Source organism: Brassicibacter thermophilus, from assembly GCF_055378355.1.
Genome location: NZ_AP042446.1, coordinates 640,545 through 667,136 on the forward strand (window position 1 = coordinate 640,545; position 26,592 = coordinate 667,136).

The 26,592-nt window shown below is 33.1% G+C and carries 25 protein-coding genes, 1 tRNA gene and 2 other annotated features; all 26 genes read left to right on the plus strand.

The genetic code is table 11. The features are described 5' to 3' along the window. Positions 1–65: 65 nt before the first annotated feature. The 26 genes from ACZ41D_RS02995 to rplC all read left to right on the plus strand — a co-directional run bounded on the left by ACZ41D_RS02995 (position 66) and on the right by rplC (position 26,591). Entirely contained in the window at positions 66–932 is an 867-nt protein-coding gene (locus ACZ41D_RS02995) for a DUF1002 domain-containing protein (RefSeq protein ID WP_464152433.1), read from the plus strand. 71 nt (positions 933–1,003) lie between these two features. Next, positions 1,004–2,497 carry a glutamate--tRNA ligase gene (gene gltX, locus ACZ41D_RS03000; RefSeq protein WP_464152435.1) on the plus strand — a complete coding sequence of 498 codons (1,494 nt, stop codon included), beginning with the start codon at positions 1,004–1,006 and terminating at the stop codon, positions 2,495–2,497. A 45-nt stretch (positions 2,498–2,542) separates the two neighbouring features. Next, positions 2,543–2,751: a binding site (T-box leader), on the plus strand. A gap of 102 nt (positions 2,752–2,853) precedes the next feature. Then, on the plus strand, positions 2,854–4,254 hold the full coding sequence (gene cysS, locus ACZ41D_RS03005) for a cysteine--tRNA ligase (RefSeq protein WP_464152437.1): 1,401 nt from the start codon (positions 2,854–2,856) through the stop codon (positions 4,252–4,254). Further along, positions 4,254–4,679 carry a Mini-ribonuclease 3 gene (locus tag ACZ41D_RS03010; protein WP_464152438.1) on the plus strand — a complete coding sequence of 142 codons (426 nt, stop codon included), beginning with the start codon at positions 4,254–4,256 and terminating at the stop codon, positions 4,677–4,679. The genes cysS and ACZ41D_RS03010 overlap by 1 nt, the downstream gene beginning before the upstream one ends. Before the next feature lie 95 nt (positions 4,680–4,774). Continuing rightward, the gene (gene thyX, locus ACZ41D_RS03015; RefSeq protein ID WP_464152439.1) at positions 4,775–5,548 is read left to right on the plus strand and encodes an FAD-dependent thymidylate synthase; all 774 of its coding nucleotides are present in this window, start codon (positions 4,775–4,777) and stop codon (positions 5,546–5,548) included. 30 nt (positions 5,549–5,578) lie between these two features. Continuing rightward, the gene (gene rlmB, locus ACZ41D_RS03020; RefSeq protein ID WP_464152440.1) at positions 5,579–6,328 is read left to right on the plus strand and encodes a 23S rRNA (guanosine(2251)-2'-O)-methyltransferase RlmB; all 750 of its coding nucleotides are present in this window, start codon (positions 5,579–5,581) and stop codon (positions 6,326–6,328) included. 1 nt (position 6,329) lies between these two features. Further along, entirely contained in the window at positions 6,330–6,851 is a 522-nt protein-coding gene (locus tag ACZ41D_RS03025) for an NYN domain-containing protein (RefSeq protein ID WP_464152441.1), read from the plus strand. Positions 6,852–6,933: 82 nt separating this feature from the next. Then, on the plus strand, positions 6,934–7,581 hold the full coding sequence (gene sigH / locus ACZ41D_RS03030; RefSeq protein ID WP_464152442.1) for an RNA polymerase sporulation sigma factor SigH: 648 nt from the start codon (positions 6,934–6,936) through the stop codon (positions 7,579–7,581). 72 nt (positions 7,582–7,653) lie between these two features. After that, a tRNA-Thr gene (locus ACZ41D_RS03035) sits at positions 7,654–7,729 on the plus strand. 71 nt (positions 7,730–7,800) lie between these two features. Beyond that, entirely contained in the window at positions 7,801–8,994 is a 1,194-nt protein-coding gene (gene tuf, locus ACZ41D_RS03040; protein ID WP_464152444.1) for an elongation factor Tu, read from the plus strand. A 207-nt stretch (positions 8,995–9,201) separates the two neighbouring features. Next, a complete protein-coding gene (rpmG, locus tag ACZ41D_RS03045) occupies positions 9,202–9,351 on the plus strand; it encodes a 50S ribosomal protein L33 (protein ID WP_464152446.1) in 150 nt (49 codons plus the stop codon). 26 nt (positions 9,352–9,377) lie between these two features. Next, complete coding sequence (secE, locus tag ACZ41D_RS03050) at positions 9,378–9,593, plus strand: preprotein translocase subunit SecE (RefSeq protein WP_464152448.1); 216 nt, start codon at positions 9,378–9,380, stop codon at positions 9,591–9,593. A 49-nt stretch (positions 9,594–9,642) separates the two neighbouring features. Continuing rightward, the gene (gene nusG / locus ACZ41D_RS03055; protein ID WP_464152450.1) at positions 9,643–10,170 is read left to right on the plus strand and encodes a transcription termination/antitermination protein NusG; all 528 of its coding nucleotides are present in this window, start codon (positions 9,643–9,645) and stop codon (positions 10,168–10,170) included. 62 nt (positions 10,171–10,232) lie between these two features. Beyond that, on the plus strand, positions 10,233–10,658 hold the full coding sequence (gene rplK / locus ACZ41D_RS03060; protein ID WP_464152452.1) for a 50S ribosomal protein L11: 426 nt from the start codon (positions 10,233–10,235) through the stop codon (positions 10,656–10,658). 48 nt (positions 10,659–10,706) lie between these two features. Continuing rightward, positions 10,707–11,408 carry a 50S ribosomal protein L1 gene (gene rplA / locus ACZ41D_RS03065; protein WP_464152453.1) on the plus strand — a complete coding sequence of 234 codons (702 nt, stop codon included), beginning with the start codon at positions 10,707–10,709 and terminating at the stop codon, positions 11,406–11,408. An 82-nt stretch (positions 11,409–11,490) separates the two neighbouring features. Next, positions 11,491–11,628 (plus strand) — a sequence feature (ribosomal protein L10 leader region). Positions 11,629–11,665: 37 nt separating this feature from the next. Next, positions 11,666–12,196, plus strand: a complete 531-nt coding sequence (gene rplJ, locus ACZ41D_RS03070) for a 50S ribosomal protein L10 (RefSeq protein ID WP_464152454.1) — start codon at positions 11,666–11,668, stop codon at positions 12,194–12,196. Between the two features lie 43 nt (positions 12,197–12,239). After that, a complete protein-coding gene (rplL, locus tag ACZ41D_RS03075) occupies positions 12,240–12,623 on the plus strand; it encodes a 50S ribosomal protein L7/L12 (RefSeq protein WP_464152456.1) in 384 nt (127 codons plus the stop codon). 400 nt (positions 12,624–13,023) lie between these two features. Further along, positions 13,024–16,746: a DNA-directed RNA polymerase subunit beta gene (rpoB, locus tag ACZ41D_RS03080; RefSeq protein ID WP_464152457.1), complete on the plus strand. Its 3,723-nt coding sequence runs from the start codon at positions 13,024–13,026 to the stop codon at positions 16,744–16,746. A 79-nt stretch (positions 16,747–16,825) separates the two neighbouring features. Continuing rightward, on the plus strand, positions 16,826–20,353 hold the full coding sequence (rpoC, locus tag ACZ41D_RS03085) for a DNA-directed RNA polymerase subunit beta' (RefSeq protein WP_464152458.1): 3,528 nt from the start codon (positions 16,826–16,828) through the stop codon (positions 20,351–20,353). Between the two features lie 133 nt (positions 20,354–20,486). Then, positions 20,487–20,729, plus strand: a complete 243-nt coding sequence (locus ACZ41D_RS03090) for a ribosomal L7Ae/L30e/S12e/Gadd45 family protein (RefSeq protein ID WP_464152459.1) — start codon at positions 20,487–20,489, stop codon at positions 20,727–20,729. Positions 20,730–20,757: 28 nt separating this feature from the next. Then, on the plus strand, positions 20,758–21,171 hold the full coding sequence (gene rpsL, locus ACZ41D_RS03095; protein WP_464152461.1) for a 30S ribosomal protein S12: 414 nt from the start codon (positions 20,758–20,760) through the stop codon (positions 21,169–21,171). Positions 21,172–21,328: 157 nt separating this feature from the next. Continuing rightward, positions 21,329–21,799: a 30S ribosomal protein S7 gene (gene rpsG / locus ACZ41D_RS03100; RefSeq protein ID WP_464152462.1), complete on the plus strand. Its 471-nt coding sequence runs from the start codon at positions 21,329–21,331 to the stop codon at positions 21,797–21,799. Positions 21,800–21,860: 61 nt separating this feature from the next. Further along, positions 21,861–23,930, plus strand: coding sequence for an elongation factor G (gene fusA / locus ACZ41D_RS03105; protein ID WP_464152464.1), 2,070 nt, complete (start codon positions 21,861–21,863; stop codon positions 23,928–23,930). Positions 23,931–24,028: 98 nt separating this feature from the next. Then, positions 24,029–25,222, plus strand: coding sequence for an elongation factor Tu (tuf, locus tag ACZ41D_RS03110; RefSeq protein WP_464152465.1), 1,194 nt, complete (start codon positions 24,029–24,031; stop codon positions 25,220–25,222). 312 nt (positions 25,223–25,534) lie between these two features. Beyond that, positions 25,535–25,858 carry a 30S ribosomal protein S10 gene (gene rpsJ / locus ACZ41D_RS03115; RefSeq protein ID WP_464152466.1) on the plus strand — a complete coding sequence of 108 codons (324 nt, stop codon included), beginning with the start codon at positions 25,535–25,537 and terminating at the stop codon, positions 25,856–25,858. A 100-nt stretch (positions 25,859–25,958) separates the two neighbouring features. Next, positions 25,959–26,591, plus strand: coding sequence for a 50S ribosomal protein L3 (rplC, locus tag ACZ41D_RS03120; RefSeq protein ID WP_464152467.1), 633 nt, complete (start codon positions 25,959–25,961; stop codon positions 26,589–26,591). The last annotated feature ends 1 nt before the right edge of the window (position 26,592 follow it).

Here is a 26,592-nt window from a genome sequence, read left to right on the forward strand (position 1 = left end):
ATGTAGTAATTAAAGTGCTGAGTTTGTTTATCTATATAATAAAGGTATAGAGGATGGGATGAGATATGATGAGAAAAAACATATGGATTATATTATTGCTTATAATAGTTTCGAATATTGCTTTTGGGGATTCTTATAATGATATTGTTGTAAGTTTAGGTGAGGATTTAAGCGAGGAACAAAGGATTCAAGTACTTGATTTATTTGACGTTGATGATGATGTAAGAACTGTTTATGTTACAAACCAAGAAGAGAGAAAGTATCTTGGACAATATATTGATGAAAAGAAAATAGGAACAAAAGCTATATCTTGCGCATATGTGAGGAAACTTTCTAATAATCAAGGTATAAATATTAGTACATATAATATAAACTGGGTAACAAAAGAAATGTATGCTAATGCTTTAATAACAGCAGGAATAAAAGACGCTGAGGTAAAGGTAGCTGCACCTGTGGCTGTTTCTGGTACTGCAGCTCTCACAGGGATAATAAAAGCCTTTGAAGATATAAGTGGAAAAAACATAGGAGAAAAAGAAAAGCAAATTGCAAACGAGGAAATATCAAAGACTGGACAATTAGGTCAGGAAATTGGGAAAGATAATGCTAGCCAACTTATTAAGCAAATAAAAGAAGAAATAGTAGAAAAGAATATTAAAGATGAAAAAGATATAAGACAAATTATTATAAATATATCACAAAACCTTGAAATCAATCTTACAGAAGAGCAGATTAATGATATATTGGAGCTTATGAAGAATATTTCTTCATTAAACCTTAATTTAGAGGACATAAAGGGACAGCTTAAAAATATATCTGATAAAGTAAATGAAATATCTCAAGAAAACAAAGAAGTTAAATCATTACTGCAAAGGATATTAGATTTTTTTAAAAAACTATTTAAGGGATTATCAACATTGCTAAACAATTTGTAAACATAAGTTGCCATTAATAATCATGTATTATATAATATAACAAGTATAAATGGTATTTTGGAGGTGTAATAATGAAGGAAGTGAGAGTGAGGTTTGCTCCCAGTCCTACTGGATATTTGCATATTGGGGGATTGAGAACAGCTCTTTATGATTATTTATTTGCAAAACACAATAATGGTAAGTATATTCTAAGAATAGAAGATACCGATAGAACAAGATATGTTGAAGGAGCTATAGAAAATTTAATTGAATCATTGTTGTGGGCAGGAATTGTTCATGACGAAGGTGTATTTGTTGAAAATGGGAAAATAGTACAAAAAGGTGAGTATGGACCATATATACAATCAGAAAGATTAGATATATATAAAAAGTATATTGATGAATTAATAGAAAAAGGACATGCTTATTATTGTTTTTGTACTAAAGAAAGGCTTGATAAGATTAGAGAAGAACAAAAGCATAGAGGTGAAGTACCAAAATATGATGGTTTTTGCAGGGGCATAGATATTGAAGAAGCTAAAGAAAGGATAGCTAAAGGAGAGAAATATACAGTAAGACTTAAGCTTCCTCCTAATAAGGATATAAAATTTCACGATGTTATTAGAGGAGATATAACTATAAATACTAATGATTTAGACGATCAAGTATTGTTAAAATCAGATGGGTTCCCTACTTACCACCTTGCAGTAGTTGTTGATGATCATCTTATGAAGATAACTCATGTGGTAAGGGGAGAAGAGTGGCTTCCATCAGCTCCTAAGCATGTATATCTTTATGAAGCATTTGGCTGGGAACAGCCAGAATATGTTCATCTTCCAACAGTTTTAAATAAGGAAAAGAAAAAATTAAGTAAAAGACACGGTGATGTATCTGTAGGAGATTTTAGGAAAAAAGGATATTTGCCTGAAGCTTTAATAAATTATCTTGCTATGGTAGGTTGGAGTCCTAATAGCAATAAAGAAATTTTCACAATGGAAGAGTTGATTGATGAATTTTCATTTGATAGAGTATCAAATGCTGGTGGAGTATTTGATAAAGATAAATTAGATTGGGTAAACGGCCATTATATTAGGAGTACTGATATTGATAAGATTACTAAACTTGCAATCCCATATCTTAAAGATGCAGGTTACATAAATGATGATGATATTAATAATAGATACGAATGGATAAAAACTTTAGTTTCTACTGTACGTGAAAGCTTATCTTATATGTCAGAGATAACAGATAAGGTAGATATATTCTTTAAAAACGAAATAAAGCCTGAGAATGATGAAGTATTAGAAGTACTTAGCGGAGAACAAGTACCAGATTTGTTTAAGAAATTTAAAGCTGAGTTACAAGAGGTAGATGAAGTAGATGAAGAATTTGCATCTTCTGTTATGAAGAGGTTAAGGAAATCTACAGGAATTAAAGGAAAACAATTATTTATGCCAATAAGAGCAGCTTTGACAGGCCAATTGCATGGGCCTGAGTTGTCAAATGTTTTATTAGTATTAGGTAAACAAAAAATATTAAAGCGCATAGAATATGTAGAAAGTAATATTTTAAATCAATTGTCTTGAATATTTTCAAATATTTATATAAAATAAATATAAAGTAAATATGATTTAAAAGCTATGATAAGGTAGAGTAAGTCTATAAATGCTTACAGAGAGAGGCTTTATTAGCTGAGAGGAGTCTTAAGTAAATGATAGATTGAAGTGCACCTTAGAGCTGTTGCCTGAAGTAGTAGTATGGTAAACCGGAACAAGCCGTTATTTTTAATGAGTGGAATTTTATTCAATTAGAGTGGAACCGCGATATAGTCGTCTCTGTAAATTAGAGATGGCTATTTTTTTAAGACGATATAAATGATATAAAACAAATATTAAAACGTTGCTTATCTATAAGGTAAAACGTTAGAAAGGAGATGTAGGTTGTGAGATTGTATAATAGCTTGACTAGAAAAAAGGAAGAATTCAAATCTATTGTTCCAAATAAAGTTACCATGTATGTATGTGGTCCAACGGTATATAATTACATCCATGTTGGAAATGCTAGACCTTTAGTAGTATTTGATACATTAAGAAGATACTTTCAATTCAAGGGATATGAAGTAGATTATATAGTTAATTTTACTGATATTGACGATAAGATGATAAAAAAAGCTAATGAAGAGGGGAAAACAGTTAAAGAAATAGCTGATAAGTATATAAAAGAATACTTTAAAGATGCGGAAGGACTATTATTGGAAGAAGATGCAACTATGCACCCAAGGGCTACAGAGCAAATACCACAGATAATAAAGTTTATTGAAACTTTAGAAGAAAAGGGTTACGCTTATAATGTAGATGGAAATGTGTATTTTAACATATCTAAGTTTGATGGATATGGAAAACTTTCTGGTAAAAATATTGATGACTTAATTTCTGGTGCAAGAGTGGAAGTAAGTGATGAAAAAAATAATCCTATGGATTTTGCTCTTTGGAAAAAGGAAAAACCAGGAGAACCATCATGGGATAGCCCATGGGGGAAAGGAAGACCTGGGTGGCATATTGAATGTTCTGTAATGGCAAAAAACTATCTTGGGGATACTATAGATATACATGCAGGTGGGGAAGACTTGCAATTTCCTCATCACGAGAATGAGATTGCTCAAAGTGAAGCGTGCACAGGGAAGCCTTTTGCTAATTATTGGCTTCATAATTCTATGATTAATATTGATAATAAGAAGATGTCAAAATCTAAATCTAATTTCTTTACTGTAAGGGAAATAAGTGAAGAATTTGACCTTGAAATTTTGAGATTTTTTATATTATCAGCTCACTACAGAAATCCTATTAATTTTAGCAGGGAATTACTAGCTCAATCTAAAAAAGGCCTTGAGAGACTGTATAACGGCAAAAAAAATCTTGAATATTTGATGAATGTTTGTGAAGATAAAGTACTTACAGAAGAAGATAATAAACATATAGAGAATATAAATGAATTAAAGAATAAATTTATTCAAAGCATGGAAGATGATATAAATACTGCTGATGCTATTGCTTCATTATTTGAGATAGTAAAATATTCTAATACTTATTTTTCAAATCAATCTTCAAAGGCTTTAATTAAAGAAACTTACGAAGTGCTTATGAATTTAAGTGATATATTAGGTTTACTTAAAAAAGAAGAGGAAAAATTAGACAAAGAGGTAGAAGAGCTTATATCAAAGAGAAGTGAAGCAAGAAAGAATAAAGATTACAAGTTAGCAGATCAAATAAGAGATAAACTTAAAAGTATGGGAATTTTATTAGAGGATACTCCAAATGGAGTAAAGTGGAAAAAAATAAGATAATGAGGAGAAAAAAATTAATGATAGACTTTAGTATAGTAAATGATTCATGGAATATAAAAAATGTAAAAATGCTATCTCCACTTCAACTTGCATATATTGGGGATGCTGTATATGATTTGATGGTAAGAACTTATCTGATAGGAATAAATAATTTGTCAGTCAATGAACTTCATAAAGAGTCTGTAAAATATGTTAAGGCAAAGGCTCAGGCTGATATAATACATTATATTGAAGATAAACTTACTGAAGAGGAGTGGAATATAGTAAAAAGAGGTAGAAATGCCAAATCTGGTTCTACACCTAAAAATGCTAACCTTCAAGATTATAAATATGCTACTGGTTTTGAAACTTTAATAGGATATTTATACTTAACAGGACAAAATAAAAGAATAATGGAGATATTTGATATGATTATCAAAAAGTAAGGGAGATTTGCTAAAGCTCCTTTACTTTTATGATATAATAATTTTATAGTAATTGGAGAAATTTTTAATGGTTTTATAATTAAAGGGGGAGTTTAATGGAGGCAAAGCTTAAAGTTAACTTATTAAGATATACACCAGATGCTGAAAGATTAGTAGCTTCAGCAGCTAAGTTATGTTATTCACGAGTTGGGATTAACGATATAGAGGATAAACTTAGTGAAGATAAGGTAGCTAAATTTTTAAATATGCTTATGAGTATGGGACACGAATCACCAGTAGAACATGTTTCTTTTACTTTTGGAGTTGAAGGTGTAAGTAGAGTGCTTACTCATCAATTAGTAAGGCACAGAATAGGGGCCTCCTACTCTCAACAATCACAAAGATATGTGAAACTTGAACAATTTGAGTATATTATTCCACCTGATATTGCAAATGACTCTGGAGCTAAAAGTTTGTTTATTAAGTCAATGAAGGAAGCGCAAAAATATTATGACGAGTTAACTAATATTTTATTTAAAAAGCATTATGGTGAATATAAAAAAAAAGGATATAAAGAAGAAAAAGCTAAATTCATGGCTGAAAAACGTGCTATTGAGGATGCGCGTTATGTTTTCCCAAATGCATGTGAAACAAAGATAGTTTTTACCATGAATGCGAGGGCGCTGTTTAATTTTTTTAAGCATAGATGTTGTAATAGAGCTCAATGGGAAATTAGGCAGCTTGCTATTGAAATGTTAAAACAGGTTCGTAGAGTTTGTCCTACTCTTTTTAAATATTCGGGGCCAAGTTGTATTAGTGGTCCATGTCCTGAAGGTAAAATGAGCTGTGGTATGATTAATGAAGTAAGAGAAAAATTTAAAAACATATGATTAATAGTGAAATTTAGGGAGTGAATAGAGTTGAAAGATACAGGTATTATAGAGGGCAGAAATCCAGTTATTGAGGCTTTAAAGTCTGATAGAGAGATAGAAAAGATTTTAATTGCTAAAGGTTCACAGCAAGGTTCCATTGGGAAAATTATTGGTATGGCTAGGGATAAAAAGATTATTATTCAGAACGTTGAGAGGAAAAAATTGGACTTAATGTCTTCTACAAATTCTCACCAGGGGGTAATAGCTATTGCTTCTGCATATAGATATAAGACTATAGATGATATATTTGAGAATGCTAAGGAACACAATGAAGATCCTTTCGTAGTAGTACTTGACGAAATTACTGATCCTCATAACTTAGGTTCTATAATTAGAACAGCGGAATGTGCTGGTGCTCATGGAGTAATAATACCTAAAAGAAGGTCAGCAGGGGTAACATCGGTAGTATCAAAAACTTCTGCTGGAGCTTTAGAATACATACCTGTAGCTAAGGTATCCAATATATCATATGCCATAGATGAGCTTAAAAATAGAGGTGTTTGGATATATGGTGCAGATGCAAAAGGGGAAGAAAATTATTTTGAAAAAAAATTAACCGGACCAGTTGCTTTGGTTATAGGAAGTGAAGGCAAAGGTATATCCAGATTGGTAAAGGAAAAGTGCGATTTTTTAATAAGTATACCTATGAAAGGTAATATAAATTCACTAAATGCTTCTGTTGCTGCTTCTTTAATAATGTATGAGGTTTTAAGGCAAAGAGAATATAAAAAAATGTGAAATGAAAAGAGATATAAAGGAATATTTATTTGTAGATGGTTACAATATTATTAACGCATGGGATAACCTAAGACTATTAAGCAAAGATAGCCTTGAAGCAGCAAGAAATGAGCTAATAGAAATTATGGCAGAATATAGTTCTTATACAGGTATAAAAGTAGCCATAGTATTTGATGCTCATTTGGTTAAGGGAAGCATACAGAAAAAAGATGTAATTAAAGGAGTAGAAGTTATTTACACTAGGGAGAGAGAAAGTGCAGACCACTATATTGAAAGAATGTTAAACGATATAGGAAAAACTAAAAAGGTAAGAGTTGCTACTTCAGACTGGCTTGAACAGCAAGTAGTCTTTGGTAGAGGTGGCATTAGGATATCAGCAAGGGAATTAAAAATAGAAGTAGAAGATTGCAAAAAAAATATTCGTGCTAAAGCGTCTAGAGCTAAAGCTAAAAATAATTTATTAATTGGTGGATTAGATGAGGAACAACTAAAAAAACTTCAAAGATTTAGAGAAAATCAGTAAAATTCTTGACTCAAGGGTTGATATTAATTATAATAAATTTATGGGTTTTACATTTTTTTATGTATTTTTGGAGGGGATGCTTGTGGGATTTGGTGTATATAAGGAGCTGTCTATGGAAATTTATGCTTTAATGGACGATGAAGATGTAGTAGAAGATGCAAAAAACGGTGATCATAATGCATTAGAGTATTTAATGAAGAAGTATAAAAATTTTGTTAGGGCTAAAGCTAGGTCTTATTTTTTAATAGGTGCTGATAAAGAAGATATAATACAAGAAGGAATGATCGGACTATATAAGGCAATTCGTGATTATAAAAAGGACAAACTCACTTCTTTTAGAGCTTTTGCTGAATTGTGCATTACAAGACAAATTATAACAGCAATAAAAACAGCCACAAGACAAAAGCATATCCCTTTGAATTCTTATGTATCTTTAAATAAACCTATATACGATGAAGAATCTGATAGGACTTTATTAGATGTTTTGTGTGGTGTAAAAATAACTGATCCTGAAGAACTCATAATAAGTAGGGAAGAATTAAATAATATTGAGAACAAGATCGGTGAAATATTAAGTGATCTTGAGTTGGAAGTATTGATGTCATATTTACAAGGTAAGTCTTATCAAGAAATAGCTGCAGATTTAGACAGGCATGTAAAATCAATAGATAATGCACTGCAAAGAGTTAAAAGAAAATTAGAAAGATATTTAGAAGTTAGAGATTCATAACATTAATGGCAAATAATTATTTACTATTGACAATAGATTACCCAAATAGTAAAATAATTAACAGTGATGAATGCCCATGTAGCTCAGCAGGTAGAGCACTTGCATGGTAAGCAAGAGGTCACCGGTTCAAGTCCGGTCGTGGGCTCCACAAGCACATTTATATTGTGAAACACCCGGATGAGTTTATTAATTTTTAAACAAAATAAGGAGGAATAAAAGATGGCAAAAGAAAAATTTGAGAGAACCAAACCACATGTTAATATTGGAACAATAGGGCACGTAGACCACGGTAAGACAACATTAACAGCAGCGATAACAAGAGTATTACACGAGAGATTAGGTACAGGGGAATATGTAGCATTTGACAACATAGATAAAGCGCCAGAAGAAAGAGAAAGAGGAATCACAATATCAACAGCACACGTAGAATACGAAACAGAAAATAGACACTACGCGCACGTAGACTGTCCAGGTCATGCTGACTACGTAAAGAACATGATTACAGGAGCAGCACAGATGGACGGAGCAATTTTAGTAGTATCAGCAGCAGATGGACCAATGCCACAAACAAGAGAACACATATTACTATCAAGACAGGTAGGAGTACCAAAGATAATAGTATTTTTAAACAAGGCAGACATGGTAGATGACGATGAATTAATCGAATTAGTAGAAATGGAAGTAAGAGAATTATTAAACGAATATGAATTTGATGGAGACAACACACCAATAGTAGTAGGGTCAGCATTAAAAGCATTAGAAGACCCAAATGGTAAATGGGGAGATAAGATACTAGAATTAATGAAAGTAGTAGACGAAACAATACCAACACCAGAAAGAGATATAAACAAACCATTCTTAATGCCAGTAGAAGATGTATTTAGTATAACAGGAAGAGGAACAGTAGCGACAGGAAGAGTAGAAAGAGGAGTATTAAAAGTACAAGACCAAGTAGAAATAGTAGGGTTAGCAGAAGAGACAAGAACAGTAGTAGTAACAGGAGTAGAAATGTTCAGGAAGTTATTAGACCAAGCACAAGCAGGTGATAACATAGGAGCATTACTAAGAGGAGTACAGAGGACAGAAATAGAAAGAGGCCAAGTACTAGCTAAGCCAGGGACAATAACACCACATACAAAATTCAAATCAGAAGTATATGTATTAACAAAGGAAGAAGGAGGAAGACATACACCTTTCTTTGATGGATACAGACCACAATTCTACTTTAGGACAACAGACGTAACAGGGACAATAAGGTTAGAAGAAGGAGTAGAAATGGTAATGCCAGGAGACAACGCAAGATTTGATATAGAATTAATCACACCAATAGCAATGGAAGAAGGATTAAGATTTGCTATTCGTGAAGGTGGAAGAACAGTAGGAGCTGGCGTTGTTACTAAAATTATTGAATAGTAATGATAAAAAGACTAGGTCTTTTGCCTAGTCTTTTTTAAAGAAAGTTTACATGTTTGGTACTCTAAAGTTGGTTAAACTAATATTTTTATTGACATAATAAATTTTTTATGATAGTTTATATAAAGTAATGTAGATATCATGATTTTTTTGTGCTCGGATGAGAGATACTTATATATAGTGTTAATGATTTAGGAGGTGTTTTACTTGAGAGTTCAAGTTACTATGGCGTGTACGGAATGCAAACAACGAAATTATGTAACAACTAAGAATAAAAAAAATAATTCTGAAAGAATTGAATTAAAAAAATATTGCAAATTCTGTCGTTCACATACACTTCATAAGGAAACTAAATAAATACTTTTAAGTAAGGATGTGAGTAGATGGCAACTCAAAGTGGAGTGAAAAAGAGCCCTTTTAAAAGAATGGGAAATTATTTTAGAAGTTCTAGAGCTGAATTAAAAAAGGTAATATGGCCGAATAAAAAGGAATTAACAAATCATACTATAGTTGTAGTTGTTATTTGTCTTCTTATTTCTTTGATCGTTTGGATATTGGACTTAGGTGTGCACAAGCTATTTTCTTTAATATTGAGATAAAATGCGTATGATGAAGGAGGTAAGGGACTGAAATATAGTCCCGGATGTTATGACAGATAAGTCAGATAAGGCTAAATGGTATGTTGTTCATACTTATTCAGGCCATGAAAATAAAGTTAAGGCTAATATTGAAAAACTTGTAGAAAACAGGGGTATGAAAAATTATATAGCTGAAGTAAAGGTTCCTACGGAAGAATATATAGAAGTGAAGAATGGTAAAAGAAAGAAAAAAGAAAGAAAGATATTCCCCGGGTACGTAATAGTTAAGATGGTAATGAATGATGAATCCTGGTACTTAGTTAGAAATACAAGAGGGGTTACTGGATTTGTTGGGCCTGGATCTAAGCCAGTACCTCTTAGTGATGAAGAAATAAAAGCATTAGGAGTGCAAGATTCTATTCCTAAAATTGATATCAATGAAAATGATGCTATAAAGGTTATATCAGGACCTTTTGAGAATTTCATAGGTACTGTTCAAGATATAAATAATGAAAAGAGAAAACTAAAAGCTTTTATATCCATGTTTGGACGTGAAACTTTAGTTGAACTCGATTTTGATCAAATAGAAAAATTATAAATAGTGAGAGTTAAATCCGAATGTTTACAATGACCACGACTTAATAAGGAGGTGTAAGAAAAATGGCAAAAAAAGTAATTGCAGTAGTAAAACTACAAATACCAGCTGGAAAGGCTACACCAGCACCACCTGTAGGAACTGCTTTGGGACCTCATGGTGTAAATATTATGGCTTTTACTAAAGAATTTAATGCAAGGACTGCTGACCAAGCTGGTATGATTATTCCAGTTGTTCTTACAGTTTATCAAGATAGATCTTTTTCTTTTATTACTAAAACTCCTCCAGTTGCAGTATTACTAAAGAAAGCAGCAGGAGTAGAATCAGGATCAGGCGAACCTAATAAAAATAAAGTTGCAAAATTATCTAAAGATAAAGTTAGAGAGATTGCAGAAATTAAGATGCCTGATTTAAATGCTGGTAGTATTGAAGCAGCTATGAGTATGGTTGCAGGTACTGCTAGAAGTATGGGATTTGTTATAGAAGATTAGAAAAATGTGGGAGGTATAAACCGTTAAAACCACGAGGAGGTAGGTAAAATGGCAAAACGAGGTAAAAAATATCGCGAAAGCATTAAATTGATTAATAAAGAAAATCTTTATAACGTTTCAGAAGCTATAGAATTAGTACAAAAAACTGCTAAGGCTAAATTTGACGAAACTATTGAACTTTCAATAAAATTAGGAGTTGACCCTAGACATGCAGACCAACAAGTAAGAGGTGCTATTGTTTTACCACATGGAACAGGGAAAACAAAAAAAGTGTTAGTGTTTGCTAAAGGAGATAAGGCAAAAGAAGCAGTGGAGGCAGGAGCAGAGTTTGTTGGGCAAGAAGAATATGTTGCGAAAATTCAAAATGAAAACTGGTTTGATTTTGACGTTGTTGTTGCTACTCCAGATATGATGAGTGTAGTAGGAAGACTAGGTAGGATATTAGGTCCAAAGGGTTTAATGCCAAATCCTAAATCAGGAACTGTTACTTTTGACGTTAGCAAAGCAGTAAAAGAAATAAAAGCAGGTAAAGTTGAATACAGAGTTGATAAAACAAGTATCATACATGTACCTATAGGAAAAGCTTCTTTTGGGACAGAAAAGCTTACTGACAATTTTAATACTTTAATGGAGGCTGTTATTAAGGCTAGACCAGCAGCTGCTAAAGGTAAGTATCTAAAGAGCGTTACTATATCGAGTACTATGGGTCCTGGGATAAAGATTAATCCACAGAAGTTAATGGAAGCTTAATGAAATTTTTGTCTTTGGAAATCTAATTTTGAAAACAAAATAGTTGACAACATATTTTTTTATTGATAAAATATCAGTTGTTCAAAATTAAATATAAATACCGTAGACAGTAGGTACTATTTATTATAGTTTAAATATCCTACCGAGGTGATTTTTGATGTTTTAAGTTTTAGAATACAAAGTCTCCTTATGTCTGCGGGAGGCTTTTTGTTATATTTAATAAGTGTTTTTAAATTTGCCATAAGGAGGTGTACTGATTGAAGGCTGCGATAGAGGCAAAAAAGCAGATTGTAGAGGAAATTAAAGAGAAAGTTAATAAAGCTCAGTCTGTTGTTCTTGTTGATTATAGAGGATTAAATGTAGAGGAAGTAACTGAGTTAAGAAAAAAATATAGAGAAGCTGGAGTTGATTATAAAGTCTACAAGAACACTTTAATGAGATTTGCATTTAAGGATGCTGGATTTGAAGAATTTACTAAGTTTTTAACTGGTCCAAATGCTATTGCATTTTGTTATGATGATCCAGTAGCTCCAGCTAAGATAACAAATGAATTTGCAAAAGAGCATAAAAACTTAGAAATTAAATCAGGTATTGTAGATGGCAAAATTATTTCTTTAGATGAAATAAAAGAATTAGCAGAATTACCACCAAGAGAAGTACTTATTGCAAAAGTACTTGGAGGTTTAAATGGACCTATTACTGGTTTTGTCAATGTATTACAAGGAAATATAAGAAATCTTGTATATGCATTAAATGCTATAAAAGAGAAGCAAGAAGCACAAGCTTAACAAATATTAAAAAATATAAAAATTGATACGGAGGGATTTTAAAATGGCAAGTGAAAAAGTGTTAAATTTGATTGAAGAGGTTAAAGGCCTTACAGTATTAGAATTATCAGAATTAGTAAAGGCATTAGAAGAAGAATTTGGTGTAAGTGCAGCAGCTCCAGTAGCAATGGCAGCTATGCCTGCAGCAGGTGGAGCAGCACCAGCTGAAGAAGAAAAAACTGAATTTGATGTTGTATTAGCAAGTGCAGGAGCTCAAAAAATCAAAGTTATAAAAGTTGTTAGAGAAATAACTGGATTAGGATTAAAAGAAGCTAAAGAATTAGTTGACAATGCACCAAAGCCAGTTAAAGAAGGTGCATCTAAAGAGGAAGCTGACCAAATCAAAGCTAAACTTGAAGAAGTTGGAGCAACTGTAGAAGTTAAATAATCGACCTATATAAAAGGGCTTTCAGTAATAAAGAAAGCCCTTTTTACATGTAACCACCATTTTATATTCTTATAACGAAATATAAATTTATATCCTAATTATCAAAATTAGGATATTGCATAATAAATAATTTAAGAAATTTTGGCCCTACAATAATTATGCAATTTCCACAAATGTAGACAATATAAAAACTAGTTTGTAAAAAGTGCTAAACTATGCTTGACAAGTTTATTTTAGTATGGTAGCATAGTAAGATGCAAAATAGACGAATTTTGGCACGAAAATTGAATAAAAGATATTAATTCTGGCAATATTATAATACATGTGTTTAAACAAAAATTACCAAGGGACCAATTATATTTTTTGGGTTGCCTTAGTATTCAATAAGGGGTGAAATGTAATGGTGCATCCTGTTTCATTTGGAAAACGGGTTAGAATGAGTTATTCAAGGATTAATGAAGTATTAGAACTACCCAATCTAATTGAGGTACAAAGGAAATCATATGAATGGTTTCTTAAAGAAGGCCTAAAAGAAGTTTTTGATGATATTTCTCCAATACAAGACTATACTGGAAATCTCATATTAGAATTTGTAGATTATTGTATTGGAGATAAAGCAAAATATGATGAAGAAGAATGTAAAGAAAGAGATGCGACATATGCAGCACCATTAAAAGTAAAGGTAAGATTAATAAATAAAGAAACTGGTGAAGTAAAAGAACAAGAAGTTTTTATGGGAGATTTTCCTTTAATGACAGAAAAGGGAACTTTTATAATAAACGGTGCAGAAAGAGTTGTAGTGAGTCAGTTAGTAAGATCTCCAGGAGTTTATTATGCGCAAGATATAGATAAAACAGGAAAAAAACTTTTTTCTTCAACTGTTATACCTAATAGGGGAGCTTGGTTAGAATACGAAAGTGATTCAAATGACGTTATTTATGTTAGAGTAGATAGGACTAGAAAATTGCCCCTTACTACTTTATTAAGAGCTTTAGGATATGGAACTAATGCTGAGATAAAGGATATTTTTGGAGAAAGTGAGCAATTATTAAAGACACTAGAAAAAGATAATACTAGTAGCGTTGAAGAAGGTCTTATCGAGATCTATAAAAGGCTTAGACCTGGAGAACCTCCTACTGTAGATAGTGCCAAATCCCTTATAAATACTCTATTTTTTGACCCTAAAAGATATGACTTAGCTAAAGTTGGTAGGTATAAATTTAATAAAAAATTGGCACTTAGAAATAGAATAATAGATAGAATAGCTTACAATAATATTATTGATCCTAATACGGGTGAATTGCTTGTTAGTGAAGGTGAAAAAATTACAAGGGATAAAGCCCTTAAAATAGAAGCAAGTGGAATAAATTCTGTAGACATTTTAGGGGAAAATGATAAAGCTATAAGAGTAATAGGAAATAATTTTGTTGATATAAAAGCTTTTAATTTACCTTTTTCAACTGATGATATTGGTTTAAAGGAAAAGGTATATTATCCTATAATGAAAGAATTAATTGATGAAATTAAAGATATGGATGAGCTTAAGGAGGCAATAAAAGAAAGACACAAAGATTTATCTCCTAAGCATATTATAATTGACGATATAGTGGCATCTATAAATTATGAATTGAATCTCTTTTTTGGTATTGGAGATGTTGATGATATTGATCATTTAGGAAATAGAAGGTTGAGGTCAGTAGGAGAACTATTACAAAATCAATTTAGAATTGGATTATCAAGAATGGAAAGAGTAGTAAAAGAAAGAATGACCATTCAAGATATCGATGTTGTGACACCTCAAGCTTTAATTAATATAAGACCAGTAGCAGCTTCGATTAAAGAGTTTTTTGGCAGCAGTCAGTTGTCTCAATTTATGGATCAAACTAATCCTCTAGCTGAGTTAACTCATAAAAGAAGAATGTCTGCTCTTGGGCCTGGTGGTTTGAGTAGGGATAGGGCAGGTTTTGAAGTAAGAGACGTTCATCATTCTCATTACGGCAGAATGTGTCCTATAGAAACTCCTGAAGGACCTAACATTGGTCTTATAACTTCGCTTACGACATATGCCAGAATAAATGAATATGGATTTATAGAAGCTCCTTATAGAAAAATAGATCGCGAAAGAGGAGTAGTAACTGATCAGATAGAGTATTTAACAGCAGATGTTGAGGATGAATTTATTATAGCACAATCTAATGAGCCATTAGATGAAGAAGGAAGGTTTATAAATAAAAAAATTATTGCTAGAGGGAAAAATGGAGTTATAGATATTTTCCCAAGTAATGAAGCTTCATACATGGATGTATCACCAAAACAGATTGTCTCTGTAGGTACAGCTATGATACCTTTTTTAGAAAATGATGATGCAAATAGAGCACTTATGGGTGCTAATATGCAGAGGCAGGCGGTGCCTTTGCTAAAAACGGAAGCACCTATAGTCGGAACAGGAATGGAATATAGGGCTGCTAAAGATTCTGGAGTTGCAATAATTGCGAAACACAGTGGAACTGTAATTAAAGTAACTTCAAATGAGATTGTGATTAAGCGAGATTCAGATGGTCAGACTGATAGATATAAGTTGTTGAAGTTTAAACGTTCAAACCAAGGAACATGTATTAACCAAAGACCAATAGTAAACAAAAATGAAAGAGTAGAGAAAGGACAGGTTATTGCAGATGGACCTTCTACAGATTTAGGTGAAATTGCATTAGGTAAAAACCTGTTAGTTGCTTTCATGACTTGGGAAGGATATAATTATGAGGATGCAATACTTATTAGTGAAAAACTTGTAAAAGAAGATACTTTGACATCAATTCATATAGAGGAGTATGAATCTGAAGCTAGAGATACAAAGCTTGGACCTGAGGAGATTACTAGAGATATTCCCAATGTTGGCGAAGATATGTTGAAGGATTTAGATGAAAGAGGAATAATTAGGATTGGTGCTGAGGTAAAATCTGGAGATATATTAGTAGGAAAAGTTACACCTAAAGGAGAAACAGAGCTGACAGCAGAAGAGAGATTACTAAGAGCTATATTTGGAGAAAAAGCTAGGGAAGTTAGAGACACATCTTTGAGGGTTCCACATGGAGAAACAGGAATAATAGTTGATGTAAAAGTATTTACAAGAGAAAACGGCGATGAACTTCCACCGGGAGTAAATGAATTGGTTAGAGTTTATGTTGCGACAAAACGCAAAATTAATGTTGGTGATAAGATGTGTGGGCGCCATGGAAATAAAGGTGTCATATCACGAATACTACCTGAGGAAGATATGCCATTCCTACCAGATGGAACACCTGTAGAGGTTGTCTTAAATCCACTTGGTGTACCTTCACGTATGAATATTGGGCAGGTACTCGAAGTACATTTAGGTATGGCAGCTAAATATGCAGGGGTAATGATAGCTACACCAGTATTTGACGGTGCCTCTGAAGATGATATAATGAAAGCATTGAGAGATGTAGGACTTCCTGAAAGTGGTAAAATACAGCTTAGAGATGGTAGAACTGGAGAATTTTTTGATAACCCTGTTACTGTAGGGTATATGTATATGCTTAAACTACATCATTTAGTTGATGATAAAATCCATGCAAGATCTACTGGACCTTATTCACTAGTGACTCAGCAACCTTTAGGAGGTAAAGCACAATTTGGAGGCCAGAGATTTGGTGAGATGGAGGTTTGGGCTCTTGAAGCCTATGGAGCGTCTCATACACTTCAAGAAATTTTAACTGTAAAATCTGATGACGTAGTTGGTCGTGTCAAGACATATGAAGCTATCGTAAAAGGAGAAAATGTGCCTGAACCTGGAGTTCCTGAGTCCTTCAAGGTACTTATTAAAGAATTACAGAGTTTGGCATTAGATGTAAAAGTATTAACTGAAGAAGACAAAGAAATCGAAATTAAAGAGTCTGTAGATGATGATGATGAAGTAAGTAATTTAGATTTAGGTATAGATTTAGATGATAGTTCGCAACATCTTGATGATTACGATGAACCAAATGACAAAGAAGACGAAGATAATGATGACGAAAATAGTGATGACGAAAATAATGAGGAAATAGTTGATAAATTTGATGATGACTATGATGATAACTTTGAAGATTATCAAGAAGAATAATATTGTCTAAAAAATATTTTGTTAAAATATTTTTTTAAACAATCAATTCTAAACTAATAATGAAGGGAGAGAAAGCTCCTTGTTTGAACTTAATAATTTTGATTCAATAAGAATTGGTTTAGCATCTCCTGAAAAAATTAGGCAGTGGTCTCGAGGAGAAGTTAAAAAACCTGAGACAATTAATTATAGGACATTAAAACCTGAAAAGGAAGGATTATTTTGTGAAAAGATATTTGGCCCTACTAAAGATTGGGAGTGCCATTGCGGAAAATATAAGAGAGTAAGGTATAAAGGTGTAGTATGTGACAGATGTGGCGTAGAAGTTACGAAATCAAAAGTAAGAAGAGAAAGAATGGGGCATATTGAACTAGCAGCTCCTGTATCTCATATTTGGTATTTTAAAGGGATACCAAGTAGAATGGGTTTAGTTCTCGATATGTCTCCAAGATCTCTTGAAAAAATATTATACTTTGCTTCTTATGTAGTTATTGACCCTGGAGAAACTCCTTTTTCAGAAAAACAACTTCTTACAGAAAATGAATATAGGGAAGCTGTTGATAAATACGGTAATAAATTTAGGGCTCTTATGGGAGCAGAAGCAGTAAAAGAATTGCTCCAAAAAGTAGATCTTGATAAAGAAGCAAAAGAGCTTAGACGTCAATTAAAAGATAGTTCAGGGCAAAAGAAAGTAAGAATTATTAGAAGGCTTGAAGTTATAGAAGCGTTTAGACAGTCGGGAAACAAACCAGAATGGATGATACTTGATGTTATACCTGTAATTCCACCAGATTTGAGACCTATGGTTCAATTAGATGGAGGGAGATTTGCAACTTCAGACTTAAATGATTTGTATAGGAGAGTAATTAATAGAAATAATAGGCTTAAAAGGCTGCTTGATCTTGGTGCACCAGATATTATTGTAAGAAATGAAAAAAGAATGTTGCAGGAAGCAGTAGATGCCCTAATAGATAATGGCAGAAGGGGAAGACCTGTTACTGGACCTGGAAATAGACCACTTAAATCCCTGTCAGATATGCTGAAAGGTAAACAAGGTAGATTTAGACAAAATTTACTAGGTAAAAGGGTTGATTATTCTGGACGTTCAGTTATAGTTGTTGGACCTGAACTTAAGTTTTATCAATGTGGATTGCCTAAGAAAATGGCATTAGAACTATTTAAACCTTTTGTAATGAGAAGACTAGTGAATGAAGGCTATGCTCATAACATTAAAAGTGCTAAAAGAATGGTAGAAAGGGTTAAACCAGCAGTTTGGGATGTATTAGATTCTGTTATAAAAGAACATCCTGTGCTTCTTAATCGTGCTCCTACTTTGCATAGACTAGGAATACAGGCGTTTGAACCAGTCCTTGTAGAAGGAAAGGCAATTAAGCTGCATCCATTAGTATGTACTGCGTATAATGCAGACTTTGATGGTGATCAAATGGCTGTGCATGTTCCACTTTCTACTGAAGCTCAAGCAGAAGCAAGGCTCCTTATGCTATCTACAAACAATATACTAGCACCTAAAGATGGCAAGCCAATTACGACCCCAACTCAAGATATGGTATTAGGAAGTTATTATTTGACAGTTACAATATCTGGAGAAAAAGGGGAAGGAATGATTTTCAAAGATTATGATGAAATGTTAATGGCTTATTATAATAAAGAAGTAGGATTGCACGCTAGAGTAAAGGTTAGAAGAAAATTACATCCAAAGGATAGAGGAAAACTAGTAGAAAGTACTGTAGGTAGATTTATATTTAATGAACATATTCCTCAAGATTTAGGATTTGTAGATAGAACAAAGGACAAATATGCTTTGGAAATAGACACTTTAGTTGATAAAAAAATGTTAGGAAAAATTGTAGAAAAATGCTATAAAAAACACGGCAATACTATTACTGCTATAGTTTTAGATCATATCAAATCAATGGGCTATCATTATTCTACTATTGGAGCAATAACCATTAGTATTGGAGATATAGTAGTACCAGATGAAAAGGAAATGCTTCTATCTCAAGCTGAGGAAATTGTTGATAAATATGAAAAGAACTATAGAAGAGGTTTAATATCTGAAGAAGAAAGATATGAAAAAGTTATATCTGTTTGGAATAAAACAACGGAAAAAGTTACAGAGGCATTAATGGAAAATTTAGATAAACTGAATAACATATATATCATGGCTCATTCAGGTGCTAGAGGTAGTAAAAACCAAATTAGGCAATTAGCAGGAATGAGAGGTTTGATGGCGAACGCGTCAGGTAGAACTGTAGAAATTCCTATAAAATCTAATTTTAGAGAAGGATTATCAGTTTTAGAGTTCTTTATATCTACTCACGGTTCTAGAAAAGGATTAGCTGATACTGCTTTAAGAACAGCTGATTCTGGATATTTGACTAGAAGACTAGTTGATGTAAGTCAAGATATCATTGTAAGAGAGGAAGATTGTGGAACTGACCAATATATTGTTGCCACACCATTCATGGATGGTAAGGAAGTTATTGAGGGTTTAAAGGATAGAATTGAAGGCAGATTTAGCTTTGAGGACGTTTATGATCCTGAAACTAATGAACTAATTGTAGGTGCTAACGAACTGATTACAGAAGATATTGCAGATAAGATAGTGAAGGCAGGTATTCAAAAAGTTAAAATAAGGTCAGTTTTAGGATGCAAAACTAGACATGGAGTATGTGCTAAATGTTATGGGAAAAATATGGCTACTGGAGATGTTGTAAATGTTGGTGAGTCAGTAGGAATAATTGCGGCACAATCAATAGGTGAGCCTGGAACACAGCTTACTATGCGTACTTTCCACACTGGTGGAGTAGCAGGAGCAGATATTACTCAAGGTTTGCCAAGAGTTGAAGAGTTGTTTGAAGCTAGAAAACCAAAAGGTCTTGCAATAATATCAGAAATAGCAGGAACTGTATCAATTAACGAAGCAAAGAGAAGGAAGGAAGTAATTATTACTTCAGATGATGGAGAATCTAAGTCATATACTATTCCTTATGGCTCTAGATTGAAGGTAAGAGCTGGTGATGTAATTGAAGCAGGAGACGAGATAACTGAAGGTTCTGTAAATCCTCACGATATCTTAAAAATAAAAGGAGTATCAGGAGTACAATCTTACCTTGTTAAAGAAGTTCAAAGAGTTTACAGACTACAAGGTGTTGATATAAATGATAAGCATATAGAAGTTATAGTAAGACAGATGCTTAGTAAAGTTAAGATTGAAGATGCAGGGGATACGGATTTATTGCCAGGAAGTCTTGTAAATTTATTTGAATTTGAGGATAAAAATAAAATAGCTGAAGAAAAAGGTGAAAAGCCAGCAGTAGGAAGAAGAGTTTTGTTAGGAATTACTAAAGCATCGCTAGCAACAGAATCTTTCTTGTCCGCTGCATCATTCCAAGAAACTACAAGAGTATTAACTGACGCTGCAATAAAAGGCAAAGAAGATCATTTAATAGGATTAAAGGAAAATGTCATAATTGGTAAATTGATACCTGCAGGGACAGGAATGAGAAAATATAAAAATATTGCGGTTAAGACTGAAGAAGATAAAATTATTTCAGAAGATAAAACAAATGAAATACAAGAAGTATAATATTGACATAGAAAAAATCTGATGATAGAATATTAAAGTGTGCAAAAATGTAGTTGACTCTTTTAAAGTTAAGGAAGATTATGTAGAGTGATCTACATAATCTTCCGGATATTTAAGGGGGGAGGAAACTATTATGTTAGATATGCTTAAAACAGAAAAAAAAGTAGTAGGTACTAAACAAGTTAGAAGAGCATTGCAAAGTGGTAAGGTTAAGGTGTTATTTGTTGCTAATGATGCAGATTCTCGAGTGGTAAAAGATGTAATAGAATTGGCAAAGAATAATAATGTCGAAATAGTACATGTTAATACTATGAGAGAATTAGGCAAAGCATGTGGAATTGATGTAAAAGCAGCATCAGCTGCAATATTAAAATAGCTTTATTTTATTGGAAGGAGGTGCCTAGATGCCAACTATTAGTCAATTAGTAAGAAAGGGTAGAGAAAAGGTTACTTATAAATCCAAATCTGCACATTTGAATATTGGATATAATTCTTTAAAGAAAAGACCTACCCAAGTAAGTTCTCCTCAAAAGAGAGGGGTTTGTACAGCAGTAAAGACAGTTACCCCTAAAAAACCTAACTCAGCTTTAAGAAAAATTGCCAGAGTAAGGCTTACTAATGGTCTTGAGGTTTCTGCTTATATTCCTGGTATAGGACATAACTTGCAAGAACACAGTGTTGTTCTTATAAGAGGAGGTAGAGTTAAAGACTTACCAGGTGTTAGATACCATATTGTAAGAGGAACTTTAGACACTGCAGGAGTAGAAAACAGAAAACAAGCTAGATCAAAATATGGTACTAAGAGACCTAAAAAATAGGTATTATATTTAGGGGTTATAAGTGCTAAATGCAGCTATTACGATTAGAATAGCGGTTTGTAGATAGATTTTACAAATTGCATTTTGTGCACGCTACGGCAACATTGCTTGTCGAGTACCTATGAATTAGTCTTAGATTATTAAGGAGGGAAGTATAGTGCCAAGAAGAGGACACATACAAAAAAGAGAAGTAATGGCTGACCCAATATATAAAGACAAAGTCATTACAAAATTAATTAACCAAGTAATGTTAGATGGTAAAAAAGGAGTAGCACAGAAGATAGTTTATGGAGCACTTGATTATGTAAAGGAAAAAACTGGTGAAGATCCATTGGAAGTATTCTATAAAGCACTTAATAATATAATGCCTGTACTAGAAGTAAAAGCAAGACGTGTAGGTGGAGCAACATATCAGGTACCTGTTGAAGTTAGAAGTGACAGAAGACAGACAGTAGGCCTTAGATGGCTAGTTGATTTTGCTCGAAAAAGAGGAGAAAAGACAATGAAAGAAAGGCTTGCTAAAGAAATTTTAGATGCTGCTAATAATACTGGAGCTAGTGTTAAGAAAAAAGAAGATACGCATAAGATGGCTGAAGCTAACAAGGCTTTTGCACATTATAGATGGTAGTGTATTAGTGACAAGTTATGGTTATTGTATGATACTATAGCAGCAGAAAGGAGGAATAATTGTGCCTAGAGAAATTTCATTAGAGAAAACAAGAAATATAGGTATAATGGCTCATATTGATGCAGGAAAAACTACAACTACAGAAAGAATATTATTTTACACTGGTAAAATACACAGAATAGGTGAAACACATGAAGGTGCAGCACAAATGGATTGGATGGAGCAGGAGCAAGAAAGAGGCATAACCATAACATCTGCTGCTACTACATGTTATTGGAAAAATCATAGAATTAATATTATAGATACGCCTGGACACGTGGATTTCACTGTAGAGGTTGAAAGATCACTTCGTGTTCTTGACGGCTCAGTAGCGGTATTTTGTGCAAAAGGTGGTGTTGAGCCTCAATCTGAAACTGTATGGCGTCAAGCAGATAAATATCATGTTCCACGTATTGCATTTGTAAATAAAATGGACATTACCGGTGCAGATTATTATAGAGTTGTAGATATGATAAAAGATAGACTTAAAGCTAATCCAGTGCCAATTCAACTTCCTATAGGAAAAGAGGAAGAATTTTTAGGAATTGTTGATTTGATAAAGATGGAAGCTATAATATATAAAGACGATTTAGGTACAAAAATGGAAGAAAGTGACATACCAGATAATATGAAGGAATTGGCACAAGAGTACAGAGAAAAAATGTTAGAGAGTATTGCCGACCAAGATGAAGAATTAATGATGAAGTATTTGGAAGGCGAAGAAATAAGTGAAGATGAGATAATTAGAGCTATAAGAAAAGGCACTATAAGTAATAGCATAATACCTGTACTTTGTGGGTCTTCATATAAGAATAAAGGTGTTCAACCATTAATTGATGCAGTAGTTAATTTTATGCCATCGCCACTAGATGTTCCTCCTATAAAAGGAGTAAAGCCAAATAGCGATGAAGTTGATGAAAGAAAATCTTCAGATGATGAACCATTTGCAGCTTTAGCTTTTAAGATAATGGCTGACCCTTATGTAGGAAAGTTAGCTTTTTTTAGAGTATATTCTGGAGTTTTAAAATCTGGATCTTATATCCTTAATTCAACGAAGGGTAAAAGGGAAAGAATAGGACGTATTCTAAAAATGCATGCTAATAAGCGAACAGAAGTTGACGAAGTATATGCTGGAGATATTGCTGCAGCAGTAGGTTTAAAAGATACATCAACTGGGGATACTCTATGCGATGAAAATGCTCCAATTATATTGGAATCAATGGAATTCCCTGAACCAGTTATTAGAGTAGCAATTGAACCTAAAACAAAAGCAAGTCAGGAAAAGATGTCTGTAGCATTGGCAAAACTTGCTGAAGAAGACCCTACATTTAAAACATATACAGATGAGGAAACAGGGCAAACAATAATTGCTGGTATGGGAGAGCTTCACCTTGAAATTATAGTAGATAGACTTTTGAGAGAATTTAAGGTTGAGGCTAATGTTGGTAGCCCTCAAGTTGCTTACAAAGAAACGATTACTAAGCCTGTTGATGTTGAGGGTAAATATGTTAGACAATCAGGTGGACGTGGTCAATATGGTCATGTAAAAATTAAAATAGAACCACAAGAACCAGGTTCTGGATATGAATTTGTTAATAAGATAACTGGTGGAGTTATCCCAAAAGAATATATTCCAGCTGTTGATGCTGGTATCCAAGAAGCAATGTTAAATGGAGTTTTAGGAGGATACGAAGTACTTGATGTAAAAGTCACTTTATATGATGGTTCATTCCACGAAGTAGATTCCTCTGAAATGGCATTTAAAATAGCTGGTTCAATGGCATTTAAAGAAGGTATGCAAAAAGGAAATCCTGTATTGCTTGAACCATATATGAAGGTTGAAATAGTTGTTCCTGAAGAATATATGGGAGACGTTATGGGTGACATTAATTCTAGAAGAGGAAGAATAGAAGGAATGGAACCTAGAAGTGGTGCACAGGTAATAAGAGGCTTTGTACCTTTAGCTGAAATGTTTGGGTATGCTACTGATTTAAGATCAAAAACTCAGGGACGTGGAACATATACTATGCAATTTGATCATTATGAACCAGTTCCTAATAATATAGCTAAGAAAATATTAGAAAACAGATAGTGAAACCGCATAATAATAGTGAAAATATATTTTAATGTACAATTTGCTTAAATAAGAAATAAGTATTATTAGATATTATGGAAGGAGAGGAATAAAAGATGGCAAAAGAAAAATTTGAGAGAACTAAACCACATGTTAATATTGGAACAATAGGGCACGTAGACCACGGTAAGACAACATTAACAGCAGCGATAACAAGAGTATTACACGAGAGATTAGGTACAGGGGAATATGTAGCATTTGACAACATAGATAAAGCGCCAGAAGAAAGAGAAAGAGGAATCACAATATCAACAGCACACGTAGAATACGAAACAGAAAATAGACACTACGCACACGTAGACTGTCCAGGCCATGCTGACTATGTAAAGAACATGATCACAGGAGCAGCACAGATGGACGGAGCAATTCTAGTAGTATCGGCAGCAGATGGACCAATGCCACAAACAAGAGAACACATATTACTATCAAGACAGGTAGGAGTACCACAGATAATAGTATTTTTAAACAAAGCAGACATGGTAGATGACGATGAATTAATCGAATTAGTAGAAATGGAAGTAAGAGAATTATTAAACGAATATGAATTTGATGGAGACAACACACCAATAGTAGTAGGGTCAGCATTAAAAGCATTAGAAGACCCAAGTAGCGAATGGGGAGATAAGATACTAGAATTAATGAAAGTAGTAGATGAAACAATACCAACACCAGAAAGAGATATAAACAAACCATTCTTAATGCCAGTAGAAGATGTATTTAGTATAACAGGAAGAGGAACAGTAGCGACAGGAAGAGTAGAAAGAGGAGTATTAAAAGTACAAGACCAAGTAGAAATAGTAGGGTTAGCAGAAGAGACAAGAACAGTAGTAGTAACAGGAGTAGAAATGTTCAGGAAGTTATTAGACCAAGCACAAGCAGGGGATAACATAGGAGCATTACTAAGAGGAGTACAGAGGACAGAAATAGAAAGAGGTCAAGTACTAGCTAAGCCAGGGACAATAACACCACATACAAAATTCAAATCAGAAGTATATGTATTAACAAAGGAAGAAGGAGGAAGACATACACCTTTCTTTGATGGATACAGACCACAATTCTACTTTAGGACAACAGACGTAACAGGGACAATAAAGTTAGAAGAAGGAGTAGAAATGGTAATGCCAGGAGACAACGCAAGATTTGATATAGAATTAATCACACCAATAGCAATGGAAGAAGGATTAAGATTTGCTATTCGTGAAGGTGGAAGAACAGTAGGAGCTGGCGTTGTTACTAAAATTATTGAATAGTAAACTTTAGATATTAAAAGAAGGGTATACCCTTCTTTTAATATCTAAAACAATTTATTAAAAAATTTTCTAGAGGGGCTTGAGTTTTTTAAAGTTTTAATATAAAATGTTATAGTATGCTGTTGACATGCGATGATGCAAAAGGTTGCTGATATTAATCAGGGAATTTTTGCTGAGAATGTCCGGTTAAAAATCGGGCGGCTGACATTGCTGGGTATGCAAATTAAAAAAACTTACTAAACACCCGGTTAAGTGTATCGGTAATGTCTAGTCGTATGTATTAAAACATGCGATAGAAGGAGGGAATTATTAATGCCAAAAAACGGTAACAGCAAACAAAAAATTAGAATTAGGTTAAAAGCTTATGATTATGAAATACTAGATTCATCAGCTCAAAAAATTGTTGAAACCGCTAAGAGAACAGGAGCTACAGTATCAGGTCCTGTACCATTGCCAACAGAAAAACAGATTATTACAATTTTAAGGGCTGTTCACAAGTATAAGGACTCTAGAGAACAGTTTGAACAAAGAACTCATAAGAGATTAATTGACATTTTAAATCCAACACCAAAGACAGTTGATTCTCTTATGAAACTAAACTTGCCTGCTGGCGTAGATATTGAAATAAAATTGTAATTAAGTGAATTAAGTAGAGAAATAAAATGCACTCTGCTTAGTATGATTACACATTACTATAAAGTGTAATCCGCTGTAAGAAAACAGGAGGTGTATATTAATGAAAAATATATTAGGCAAAAAATTAGGTATGACACAGATATTTAACGAAGATGGAACTGTTGTACCTGTAACAGTAATTGAAGCTGGTCCAATCAAAGTTGTTCAAAAAAAAGTTAAAGACAAAGATGGATATAATGCTATACAAGTAGGATATCAGGACATAAAAGAAAGTAAATTAAATAAACCTTTAAAAGGACATTTTGATAAAGCTGAAGTTGAGTATAAAAAATATCTAAAAGAATTTAAAGTTGACGATATCGAACAATATGAAATAGGTCAAGAAATAAAAGTTGATATATTTAAAGCAGGAGAAAAAGTGGATATTACTGGGACTTCTAAAGGTAAAGGATATCAAGGAGTTATAAAAAGACATGGGCATCATAGAGGCCCTGAAAGCCATGGTTCAAAGTATCATAGGGCTGTAGGTGCGATGGCTGGAGCAACATATCCAGGTAGAGTATTAAAGAGCAAGAAGATGTCAGGACATATGGGTAATGAGAAAGTTACAGTTTTAAATCTTGAAATAGTGAGAGTAGATGCTGAGAAAAATTTATTGCTTGTAAAAGGCGCAGTGCCAGGACCAAAGGGTGGATTATTGACCATAAGGGAAACTAAAAAGGTTTCTAAGTAAG

What these genes read in the sequence shown, in the direction of transcription:
- gltX (WP_464152435.1), top strand. Translation starts at nt 1,004, where the DNA reads ATGAAGGAAGTGAGAGTGAGGTTTGCTCCCAGTCCTACTGGATATTTG.
- rplL (WP_464152456.1), top strand. Translation starts at nt 12,240, where the DNA reads ATGGCAAGTGAAAAAGTGTTAAATTTGATTGAAGAGGTTAAAGGCCTT.
- secE (WP_464152448.1), top strand. Translation starts at nt 9,378, where the DNA reads ATGGCAACTCAAAGTGGAGTGAAAAAGAGCCCTTTTAAAAGAATGGGA.
- rpoB (WP_464152457.1), top strand. Translation starts at nt 13,024, where the DNA reads ATGGTGCATCCTGTTTCATTTGGAAAACGGGTTAGAATGAGTTATTCA.
- tuf (WP_464152444.1), top strand. Translation starts at nt 7,801, where the DNA reads ATGGCAAAAGAAAAATTTGAGAGAACCAAACCACATGTTAATATTGGA.
- rplA (WP_464152453.1), top strand. Translation starts at nt 10,707, where the DNA reads ATGGCAAAACGAGGTAAAAAATATCGCGAAAGCATTAAATTGATTAAT.
- rpsL (WP_464152461.1), top strand. Translation starts at nt 20,758, where the DNA reads ATGCCAACTATTAGTCAATTAGTAAGAAAGGGTAGAGAAAAGGTTACT.
- thyX (WP_464152439.1), top strand. Translation starts at nt 4,775, where the DNA reads ATGGAGGCAAAGCTTAAAGTTAACTTATTAAGATATACACCAGATGCT.
- nusG (WP_464152450.1), top strand. Translation starts at nt 9,643, where the DNA reads ATGACAGATAAGTCAGATAAGGCTAAATGGTATGTTGTTCATACTTAT.
- ACZ41D_RS03025 (WP_464152441.1), top strand. Translation starts at nt 6,330, where the DNA reads ATGAAAAGAGATATAAAGGAATATTTATTTGTAGATGGTTACAATATT.
- rpsJ (WP_464152466.1), top strand. Translation starts at nt 25,535, where the DNA reads ATGCCAAAAAACGGTAACAGCAAACAAAAAATTAGAATTAGGTTAAAA.
- ACZ41D_RS03010 (WP_464152438.1), top strand. Translation starts at nt 4,254, where the DNA reads ATGAGGAGAAAAAAATTAATGATAGACTTTAGTATAGTAAATGATTCA.
- rplC (WP_464152467.1), top strand. Translation starts at nt 25,959, where the DNA reads ATGAAAAATATATTAGGCAAAAAATTAGGTATGACACAGATATTTAAC.
- tuf (WP_464152465.1), top strand. Translation starts at nt 24,029, where the DNA reads ATGGCAAAAGAAAAATTTGAGAGAACTAAACCACATGTTAATATTGGA.
- ACZ41D_RS02995 (WP_464152433.1), top strand. Translation starts at nt 66, where the DNA reads ATGATGAGAAAAAACATATGGATTATATTATTGCTTATAATAGTTTCG.
- rplK (WP_464152452.1), top strand. Translation starts at nt 10,233, where the DNA reads ATGGCAAAAAAAGTAATTGCAGTAGTAAAACTACAAATACCAGCTGGA.
- ACZ41D_RS03090 (WP_464152459.1), top strand. Translation starts at nt 20,487, where the DNA reads ATGTTAGATATGCTTAAAACAGAAAAAAAAGTAGTAGGTACTAAACAA.